The organism is Nocardia sp. FBN12 (genome assembly GCF_050320175.1).
Lineage (GTDB): Bacteria > Actinomycetota > Actinomycetes > Mycobacteriales > Mycobacteriaceae > Nocardia.
Map to the genome: position 1 here is coordinate 6,920,007 of NZ_CP190048.1, position 8,885 is coordinate 6,928,891.

Annotated in this window: 11 protein-coding genes; 5 read left to right on the top strand and 6 right to left on the bottom strand. The window is 65.4% G+C overall.

Annotated features, from left to right (window positions below):
* The first annotated feature begins 32 nt into the window (after positions 1-32).
* Together ACQHI0_RS32550 and ACQHI0_RS32555 are read left to right on the top strand one after the other, a co-directional pair.
* The gene (locus ACQHI0_RS32550) at positions 33-239 is read left to right on the top strand and encodes a ribbon-helix-helix protein, CopG family (RefSeq protein WP_427905526.1); all 207 of its coding nucleotides are present in this window, start codon (positions 33-35) and stop codon (positions 237-239) included.
* A complete protein-coding gene (locus ACQHI0_RS32555; RefSeq protein ID WP_427909373.1) occupies positions 236-580 on the top strand; it encodes a type II toxin-antitoxin system PemK/MazF family toxin in 345 nt (114 codons plus the stop codon). Before ACQHI0_RS32550 ends, ACQHI0_RS32555 begins: the two co-directional genes overlap by 4 nt.
* 6 nt (positions 581-586) lie before the next feature.
* On the opposite strand, the gene dtd is transcribed toward ACQHI0_RS32555, so the two are convergent.
* Positions 587-1,030 carry a D-aminoacyl-tRNA deacylase gene (gene dtd, locus ACQHI0_RS32560; RefSeq protein ID WP_427905527.1) on the bottom strand — a complete coding sequence of 148 codons (444 nt, stop codon included), beginning with the start codon at positions 1,028-1,030 and terminating at the stop codon, positions 587-589.
* Between the two features lie 120 nt (positions 1,031-1,150).
* Complete coding sequence (locus tag ACQHI0_RS32565; RefSeq protein ID WP_427905528.1) at positions 1,151-2,650, bottom strand: hypothetical protein; 1,500 nt, start codon at positions 2,648-2,650, stop codon at positions 1,151-1,153.
* 312 nt (positions 2,651-2,962) lie between these two features.
* Here ACQHI0_RS32565 and ACQHI0_RS32570 point away from each other — a divergent pair, with 312 nt between their 5' ends.
* The 3 genes from ACQHI0_RS32570 (at position 2,963) to ACQHI0_RS32580 (ending at position 6,101) form a co-directional block, all read left to right on the top strand.
* A complete protein-coding gene (locus ACQHI0_RS32570) occupies positions 2,963-4,876 on the top strand; it encodes a hypothetical protein (protein ID WP_427905529.1) in 1,914 nt (637 codons plus the stop codon).
* Positions 4,873-5,667, top strand: coding sequence for an ESX secretion-associated protein EspG (locus ACQHI0_RS32575; RefSeq protein WP_427905530.1), 795 nt, complete (start codon positions 4,873-4,875; stop codon positions 5,665-5,667). Before ACQHI0_RS32570 ends, ACQHI0_RS32575 begins: the two co-directional genes overlap by 4 nt.
* A gap of 116 nt (positions 5,668-5,783) precedes the next feature.
* Positions 5,784-6,101, top strand: a complete 318-nt coding sequence (locus tag ACQHI0_RS32580) for a hypothetical protein (protein ID WP_427905531.1) — start codon at positions 5,784-5,786, stop codon at positions 6,099-6,101.
* A gap of 52 nt (positions 6,102-6,153) precedes the next feature.
* On the opposite strand, the gene ACQHI0_RS32585 is transcribed toward ACQHI0_RS32580, so the two are convergent.
* Genes ACQHI0_RS32585 through ACQHI0_RS32600 form a run of 4 tightly spaced genes read right to left on the bottom strand, consistent with a single transcriptional unit; the run spans position 6,154 to position 8,539 of the window.
* Positions 6,154-6,603, bottom strand: a complete 450-nt coding sequence (locus ACQHI0_RS32585; RefSeq protein WP_427905532.1) for a TY-Chap domain-containing protein — start codon at positions 6,601-6,603, stop codon at positions 6,154-6,156.
* Positions 6,600-7,091 (bottom strand): DUF6301 family protein, encoded by a 492-nt coding sequence (locus tag ACQHI0_RS32590; RefSeq protein WP_427905533.1) that lies wholly within the window; start codon positions 7,089-7,091, stop codon positions 6,600-6,602. Before ACQHI0_RS32590 ends, ACQHI0_RS32585 begins: the two co-directional genes overlap by 4 nt.
* Entirely contained in the window at positions 7,088-8,110 is a 1,023-nt protein-coding gene (locus ACQHI0_RS32595) for a hypothetical protein (protein WP_427905534.1), read from the bottom strand. The genes ACQHI0_RS32590 and ACQHI0_RS32595 overlap by 4 nt, the downstream gene beginning before the upstream one ends.
* Positions 8,111-8,155: 45 nt before the next feature.
* Positions 8,156-8,539 carry a hypothetical protein gene (locus tag ACQHI0_RS32600; RefSeq protein WP_427905535.1) on the bottom strand — a complete coding sequence of 128 codons (384 nt, stop codon included), beginning with the start codon at positions 8,537-8,539 and terminating at the stop codon, positions 8,156-8,158.
* Between the last annotated feature and the right edge of the window lie 346 nt (positions 8,540-8,885).

Consider the following 8,885-nt stretch of genomic DNA (forward strand, 5'->3'; position numbering starts at 1 on the left):
ACCCTGGTAGCATTATTGGTATGAAGCTTAGCGTGAGCCTTTCAGAGGAAGATCTGCAGGTTCTCGACCAGGAAGTCTGCCGGTCGGGTCTGCCCGGGCGCTCGGCGGCCATCCAGCGGGCGATTGCCTTGTTGCGCGCACGTGCGCTCGAAGATGCCTACGAGTCCGCGTGGGAAGAGTGGGATGCGGCAGGCGAGGAAGCGGCGTGGTCGGAAACGCTCGCTGACGGCCTTTCCTGATGCGCCGCGGCGATATCGTGCTCGTTGATTTCGACCCGGTTCGCGGGAACGAAGTCAACAAGGTTCGTCCCGCGGTGATCGTCAGTAATGACGGCGCGAATCGGCGAGCAGACCAGTTGGGTCGTGGTGTGATCACGGTGGTGCCCGTCACCAGCAACGTCGATCAGGTGTACCCGTTCCAGGTCCTGCTCGACGATGTCGGGTTGCGCGTGGTGTCGAAAGCGCACGCAGAGCAGGTCCGATCGGTGTCGGTCGATCGGGTCGGCCGAGTAGTCGGGCGGTTGACCGCTACGCTCGCCGCGGATCTGGATCGCGCGCTTCGGCTGCATCTGGATCTGTAGGTGTAGTCAGCCTTCGAGGAGGACGGTTACCGGGCCGTCGTTGGTGAGTTCTATCTGCATGTGGGCGCCGAACTTGCCGGTGGCTACGGTGGCGCCCAGTTCGCGGAGGGTTTCGGCGAAGGTGTCGACCAGGGGTTCGGCGAGGGGGCCGGGGGCGGCAGCGTTCCAGGAGGGGCGGCGGCCTTTGGCGGTGTTGGCGTAGAGGGTGAACTGGCTGACGACCAGGATGGGGGCGTCGAGATCGGCGGCGGAGCGTTCGCCGTCGAGGATGCGCAGGCGATAGGTCTTGTCGGCCAGGGCTTTCGCGATGGCTTCGGTGTCGGTGTGGGTGGCACCGACCAGGGCGAGCAGGCCGTGGGGGACACCTTTCGACGCCGGGTCGATGTGTCCGACGACCTGACCGTCGACGCTCACCTGGGCGGTGGTCACACGTTGCAGCAGTACTCGCACAGGCACCGATCATGCCGGGCGGCCGGGCTCCGCGGCATGCCGGGGCGACTCCCGTGCACAAGGCGGCGTCAGATGTCTGGGCGAACGTGTGGTGGTCGACCGGCTTGCGCCGGTACCGGGTCAGTTCTCGCCGAAGAACAGAATATTCGGGCCGTAGTCGGTGAGCGGGGCTTTCTCCGCGGCCTGGCGGATGCCAGCGCCGGGGAGTTCGGTGACCTTGGCGAACATTTCGGCGTTGCCGAAGGCGGCTCTGACCTGGGTTTCGGAGGCGTAGTCGGCGCCGTAGTCGGCCAGTGTCGCGAAATCCAGCGGGGCCAGCGGGGTGTCGAGCGGTGCCTGCCCGGCCGGTCTGCCGAGGGCGGCGTACTGGGTGGCGACGCCGTTGTCGTAGAGGCACAGTTCGTAGGAGATCTTCTCGATCGTGGCGACGGTGAGCACCGGCCACTTCACTGAAAGGGCAACGGCGAGTGGGTGTTTGCCGAGTGCGCCGATCTCCCAGTTGAGACTCTTCACCGAAATCCAGCTGCCGGAAGACTTTTCGACAAGCACGACGTCGGCGCTGAGCTTCGTGTCGAGATTGGTCTTGGGTTCTTTGACGCCCCAATGCTTCTCGTGCACGCCCGCGAACCTGCCCGCGTCGACCGGTTCGGCCCCGTCCTGGGCGAAGGCGGCGACGATCGCGGCCCGCACCTGCTCGAGCCCGTCCGGTGCCGAACAGCGAACGGCGATCGCGCCATAGGTCGCCGAGATCTCCACCGGGCGTGACGGCGGCTCCGGCATCGCCCCTGCCGCGAGGGGTTTGAGACCGACGAGCGCCAATCGCCAATTGATCTCGTCGATTGTGGCCAGGTCGCCACCCGACTGGTACAGGATCTGCTGCTGGGTCAGCCGCCCCGCGCGTTCCAGGGTGTGCGCACCGAGCTTCACCAGCGCCTGCGTGGTCTTGACCGTGAGATCGAGTTCCTCGACCCGGGTTTCGCGCAGTTTCGCGGTGCTCGCGGTCGTGGTCACCTCGGAGTACAACGTGCGATAGCTGGCGATGGCTTGCTTACGCGAGCGCCCCACCATCAGAGTGCGCAACAGGGAACTCAGGCTCGCCAGGTATTTGCCCGGCTGTTCGGAAGTGCGCGCGTACATCCCCGCCCGAATCCGCACCGCCGACTCGCTGGCCGCTACCGCCGCATCGTGATCGAGCCGCATCAACCACACGCCACACTTGGACAGCCCATCGGCGCACATGGCCGAAACATCCGGGTAGTCCTGCGCGACCTGCCGATACGCCGAGCAGGCACTGCGAATGGTGTTGGTCGCGAGCTGTCGATGCCCGACCAGCCGGGTTGCCTGCTCGAACAACCGCAACGCGTCCTGCAACGCACCCGCGTACTCGTAGGAGACGTACCCTCCGACCAGCCAGTGCAGCCGGATCGCCACCGCTTCCTGCGCGGGCTCCAACGCCTCGGCCGTGCGATCCCGCCCCGACGGGTCGTCCCGGGTGGCGAGCAGACCCTGGGCCAGCTCGGTGAGTGAACCGGCCAAGCTCAGGTAATCGTCGGCGTGCTGGCTGCGGGTATTGGCGCGATTGGCTGCGACGCGCCGTTCGAGGTCGCTCAGGTCGGTCATGAGCAGTTCCGTCGCGACGTCAATCGTGGGCCGAGTTGACGTGTCCACGTTGGCCATGAGCAGTTCCGTCGCGACGTCAATCCTGGGCCTCATCCATTGGTCGAGCACGGCCGTAACCGGCCGATGGTGGTTGTTCGAGTTTGTCACAGATCGGCGACGGTTGCCTGATCGTCGGCGGAACCCGGATGTTCATCCTGAAGCAGATCGGTGTTTCCGTGTGGCTGTGCATATTTCGCATCGCTCACTAGACTGCGATGCGATCGAGCCGACTGCGCGAGGGTCGTCGGTGGGGTGCTGCGAGGAGCGGTTGGCGTGGGCGATTCTCCCTTCGAGGGGCTGGCGGGCAAGGCGAAGGTCAAGGTCGAGACGGGAGCCGCGCTCGAGGCCGCCAAGGCGTGCAGCCAGGCGATCGAGGTGTTCAAGGGTTGCCAGAATCTGTTCCGCGACCACGACCTCAACAACTATGACGAGTCCAAGCTGGGTGGCAGCCAGGTCGATGCCGGGCCGCCGCTGCGGACCAAGTTCATCTCCGAGGCCACCCAGGCCAAGGACCTGCTCGGGCGCTATATCGACTCGCTCGAGGACCTTGTCTCGATGTTCAAGGCCGCAGGCGAGTCGTACACCGAGACCGACAAGGGCTCGGGCGACAACATCGCCGCCCTCAAGGGCGATCTGAAGAATGTGAATTCCTCGCCCGGCGCCAAGGATATGAAGGGGGAGGTCTCCCAGGCCGGCGGCTATTACCCGGCGCATTGGGAAGTCGATGTCAAGGTGCGACAGGGCACCGGCATGGATATCAAGATGGAGAAGCACAACTACGACATCGAGACCGCGAACGTGCCGAAGCACGCGGGCACCGCGACGGCGGAATCGGTCGGCGTGCGGATCCCGGTCCGCGCCGCGGACAACATGTCCTGGCGCGATATGTACGACCTCGGTCAGCGGATCTCCTGGCAGGAGGTGGCCAACGACGCACCGATCTGGGAGGCGATGGCCCACGCCGTGCACGGCGCCGCCTACAACCTCGAGCAGAAGCTCGGTGAGATCACCGGCGACCGGTGGGAGAGTCAGGGCGGCGAGGCCGCCTTGGCCGCGATCACGACTTTCGGCAAGTCGGCGATGGTGGCCAGTGATTCCTTCAAGATGATGCAGCAGAATCTCGAGTACACGGCGAACTGGCTGTACGCGACGAAGGTGTCGATGCCGATCGAGACCGAAGACAAGTGCGACGACGATCTGCAGGAGAATCGCGATCGGTACGAGCGCCACTATGTCAACGGTGTGACCAACACCGAGAAGCTGTTCCCGGCGGCGGCGGAGCCTGCCGCGCCGAAGGGGCCGGTGAAGCCGCCCGAGAACAATAACAACAATAACAACAACAACAACAACAATAACGGCAATAACAATAACGCTGGAAATAACAACAACGGTGGCACCGGCAACAACGGTGGCAGCGGAAACTCCGGTGGTAGTGGCAATTCCGGAGGTGGCGGCCAGCAGCAGGCAGTCGCGCCCGACGTGGCCAAGCAGCAGGCCGCCCAGCAAGCCGCTCAGCAGGCGGCGGCGGCGCTCCAGCAGAACGGCACCAACGGTTCGCAGCAGGGTGTGAACGGTCAGACGTCGGGTTCTACCGGATCGTCGGGTTCGACCGGGTCCTCGTCGGGGTCGAGCGGGTCCGGCTCGGGCGACATGTCCAGCATCCTGTCCTCGGTGATGTCGGCGGTCACCTCCGCGGTCTCCTCGCTCACCCAGGCGCTGCCGTCGCTGGCCACCGCGCTGCAGCAGGTATCGGCCGACACCGGCGCGACCGGCGCCACATCGGGCCTGCCCGATTTCACCCAGCTCGGCAACCTGTTCGGGCAATTCCCCGACCTGACCGAACTGCTGTCGCAGTCGCCCGAGATCAACCAGCTGATCGCGGACAACCCCGCCCTCTCGCCGCTGGCGGAGTTGCTCGGCATCGAGACCGCGACGACAGCGGTCGACGGGGCGAGCGTGCCGGGGGAGAGCACCGAAACGGCTGAGGGCGAGGCATTCCCGCGCGCCTCGCTGCCCGATTTCTCCAATCTGTCGGGCTTGGGCGAGGTCGTCACCCCGCTCACCGGTCTGCTCGCCGAATCGTCGGCGACCGAAGCGCCTGCCCAGATCATCGAGGCGCCGGTCGAGTCCGTGGAAGTCGGCAGTACCGACTCGCTCGCGCACGCGCGGCCGGAGGCGCAGGCGTGACGCAGCAGTGGGAACTCACCGATATCGAATTCCGGGTGCTGTGGCAGCGATTCGTCGGCACCGATCTGCCGCGCCCGCTGACCTTCCAGTCCAGGACTCGCCTGCACGAGGACTACGAGCAGGAGAAGTATCAGGTCTGGCAGCGGCTGCAGGACACCGTCGACCCGACGCTTCGTTCGGTCTTCGATGTCCTGGAGCGGCCGGAAGTGTATGTGCGGCTGCGTGGTTGGCACGACCGGGCGCGCGACGACGCCGAGCAGTGGCTCAAGGCCAGGGCGGCGAGGGCCGGTGCCAACGGCTATCTGATCTACCAGCTGCCGGGTGAAACCCCCACCCACAGTGGTGGTTACACGGTGCTCGACATCGGACCGCACGGCCTGGCCGACGCCATCGTGGACCTGATGCCGGATACCGGTGCCGGCGTCGGCGGGGTGATCCCGCTCGCCACCGACGCGGGCACCGGCGACGAGTACGGGCAGCGATCCTCGATGTTCTTCGAGCAAGCCGACACCTCGATCGTCGAGCGCAGCACCGAGTTCTTCAACCGTCCCGCCGATCGCACCGGGACCATCAATATCCTGCAGAACCAGTCCATGTTCGGCTCACGCGGCATGCATCGCGACATCGTGGTGTGGCGTGACCTCCCCGGCGACGGGCGCTACGGCATCGATCTCCCCAGCGAGAACCCCATCGCTACCCCGATGTCACGGTCCGACCTGACCGGGAAGATCAACGCTTCCATCGAGCGCATGATGTCGCGCGTGGAATCGCACTGGGAGGCAAGCGCTTAGGGCACCGGCCGTTCACGGCGGGGTCATCCGCGGTTCGCACCATCGTGCGAGGCTGTTGCGCACGCATCGGAGTTGTGATGTGCTCGACAGGCATCACTTGTGGAGGGATGAGCGCGATGACATTCGAATACGACGCCGACGACTTCCGGACCGCGGCAGGCAAGTCGCGCAGTGTCGGCAATCAGCTCACCGGCATCATCAACACGCTGAACGCCTCGCTCAACGGCCGCGGAAATGTCTGGGGCAACGACAAACTCGGCCAGAGCTTCAACGACGGCCCCGGCGGGAACGACGGCTACGACTCCTCCTGGACCAACACCAGCGACAACGTCAAGACCATGGCCAAGTCCATGGGCGAGTTCGCCGACGGCCAGACCGAAAGCGCCGATTACATCGACAAGATGGAAAACGGCAACCGCAACGGCCTGACGTAGCCGCTCCCAGCTCGGCGCTCTCCTTGGGGGCCTGTGTGCCCGGGATGAATATCTACATCCTTTGCTGCTTCAGTCCCAGCGTGCGCAGATCGATGGTGCGGTTTCCGGCCCGCTCGACCCAGGCGTCGTACACCAGGGCGTCCGGGCCGGTGATGCCGTAACCGTCGCGGAGGCCGGTGACGGCGATGGCGGCGGCTCGTCGGCAGTCGTCCATGGTGACCGGGGCATCGAAGTCGATCCACCACAGGTGGGCGTTGGCCGCGTCGGGCTGGTGCCAACCCGCGCGAGTGATCGCACGCCAGCCCGCCGCGTCGGGCCGGCGCTCGGGTTCGAGTGACTTGTTGCCGACGAGTTGGGCAGACAGCACGTCCTCATCTCTCGCGAATTGCACGAACCTCCGGCTGGGCGCCGGCGCCGGTTCGAAAATGATCACGCGGGAGGTGATGGGGAGTTCGTCGAGCTCCGCGGCCAGGTAGTCGGCGAAGCTAGCCCAGTCGCTCATAGCTGTCCTTGCCGGGAGAGTTGGACTCGGTGGTCGAATCCGGTCAGCCATTCGTTGGTGACCAGGGACAACTTGATCGAACGCGCCAGTTCTTGCAGGAGCAGGGTGGAATCAGGTCGTGCCCAGCGCAGTTCTCGGAGGTCACCGTCAGCTTCGGCGGTTGGTTCGCCCAGTGCCGCGACCAGGGCGTCGGCCATGGCCGTATAGGTGGCGTGCACCTGTGTGCGGGTCTCGATCGTGTCGGGTCCGATTGTGCTGGCGTCGACTTGGAGACGTTCGACCAGTCCGTTGTCGGCGAACGCCTTTCCACTGGCCGGGCCGAGTCCGGTGTCGAGCAGGGCCCACGCGGGTTTGCTGGAGATGACCGTCCAACCGAAGTGTTCAGCGATCCGGGGGATTTCGGTGAGTTGCCAGGTCCAGTCGACGGCGCGCAACCGGATTGCCAGGTCGGCGACTTCTTCGGGGGTTCTCGTGCGCCAAGCAGTCACAGTTGTGTCCTGTCCGGTTGGAGTGCGGAGCCTTCGGCAGGCCGGTCGAGCGCGCCCTCTTCGTCCCAGTCCCTGCGCAGGAGCAGCTGGTGTCGAGGGCTGTAATGGTCTTCGCGGCGGATGCGGCCGGTGGCATCCCAGGTGCACCAGTAACCGACGGGCCCGGTGGGGGTTCGCATCCCGGCGCGGATGAGCCGGCCGTCGTCGTACTCGGTATGGAGCAGTTCGTCGACGCGAACGTCGTCGGCGGCGGTGTGTTCGGTGCGCTGACCGCTCTCGTCCCATTCCTCGAGGAGCACGGTCGTCCCGTCGAGGCCGAAGAGGGTGCGTCGGCGGAGGGTGCCGTCTTCGTGCCAGGCGAGCCAGAGACCGAAGTGCTGTCCGTGGGTCGAGGTGCCCGCGTACTTGCGGCTGCCGAGGGTATGCCAGGCGAGTTGTGGCCCGTCCCAGTGGCCGCGGGTGTACCAGGACAGTTCGACGATATCGCGGGTCACCCAGGTGTATTCGGCAAGTTGCCCGGTGAACAATTCGCTGCGGTCGTAGCGGGTGTCGGTGGCGGAGTCGTAGTGGATGTCGGGATCTTCGCGGTCACGCACGCCGGCGATGGTGGGTGTGGCGATCGCTCGAGCGTCGAAATCCTCGATCAGAACACCGTCGTCGTTCCAGCGTTTGCGGTATCGCAGGCAGCCGCTCGGATCGAATTCGTACTCCTCGACGATGCTTGCGGCCGCGTTCCGGAAGGTCCAACGGCCGCCCGGCAGGCCGCGGTGGTACTCGCCGAAGAACCGCTGACTGCCGTCTGGGAAGCGTCCGTAGCAGTAGCCCTCACGCACGCCGTCGACATACTCGCATCCTTCGACGATCGTGCCGTCCCTGTCGTCGACGATGTCGCCGGTGAACGGCTTGCCTTTGTACAGTGCCCTGTCGCCGTCCATCCGCACATCGGCGTCGTGGAGACTGATCTGGCTGTCCAGAAGTTTCTGGATCTCTTCGTCGTAGATGTCTTCGTCGTCAGCCAATGTGAACCCTCCGCTGTCGGACTGCTCGATCGGACCCGGATGCCGTCAGAAGTACGACAGGAACGCCGCGTCGAAATCAGGGGCGCGGGTGTCGAAGTTCTGGGGAATGTAGTCGAGGGCGCGGACGTGTTCGACGAACTCGGCGGGCAGGGTGAGGGGCTGTTCGGCGAGGTACTTCAGCGAGTCCTCGCGCCAGATCCAGACGCCGTCGGAGTACAGGGAGGGGCCGCCCTCGATATCGGTGTCCTTGGTGAACAGGTCAGGGGATTCGCCCATCACGTCGAAGATGGCGCGGACCTTGCGCATGTAGTTCAGAATCCGGTCGCGATCGCCCTCGACAGTGCCGGTGGGCGCGTCGAATACCGAGGGCAGTTCGTCGTGACCGCGCTCGTACATCTCGCGGTACATGACCACCGGCTTCAATTCCATTGCGTGCGTCCCGTTCTCGATTTCCTGGAGGCTGTGCGCGGCTTCCGTGCTCGTCGGCGCGGGTGCCCACCGCGCGCCTGCACTTCGGCGAGCCGCCGACCCCGATCCTTCGCGCGGACCGGCTGGTCGTCAAGTCGCCCGCGCGGGCAGGTCGATGCGGGCGGTGCGGGGTCCGTTTCAGCCGCCTGGCGTTCATTCTGTCGTCACCGCGACTTCGCCGGTGCCTGACACTGTTGTTGCGGCGGCGAACGAGTTGTGGTGTGCTCGACCGGGCATCACTATTGAGGGATGAGGGGCGATGGCGACGTTCACGGACTCGAGTTGGTGACGTAGCGCTCCATGATCG

Excerpts from the sequence above, each read along its gene's own strand:
- ACQHI0_RS32585 (WP_427905532.1), bottom strand. The coding sequence starts at position 6,603 with ATGAGCGACTGGGCTAGCTTCGCCGACTACCTGGCCGCGGAGCTCGAC.
- ACQHI0_RS32600 (WP_427905535.1), bottom strand. The coding sequence starts at position 8,539 with ATGGAATTGAAGCCGGTGGTCATGTACCGCGAGATGTACGAGCGCGGT.
- ACQHI0_RS32580 (WP_427905531.1), top strand. The coding sequence starts at position 5,784 with ATGACATTCGAATACGACGCCGACGACTTCCGGACCGCGGCAGGCAAG.
- ACQHI0_RS32565 (WP_427905528.1), bottom strand. The coding sequence starts at position 2,650 with ATGACCGACCTGAGCGACCTCGAACGGCGCGTCGCAGCCAATCGCGCC.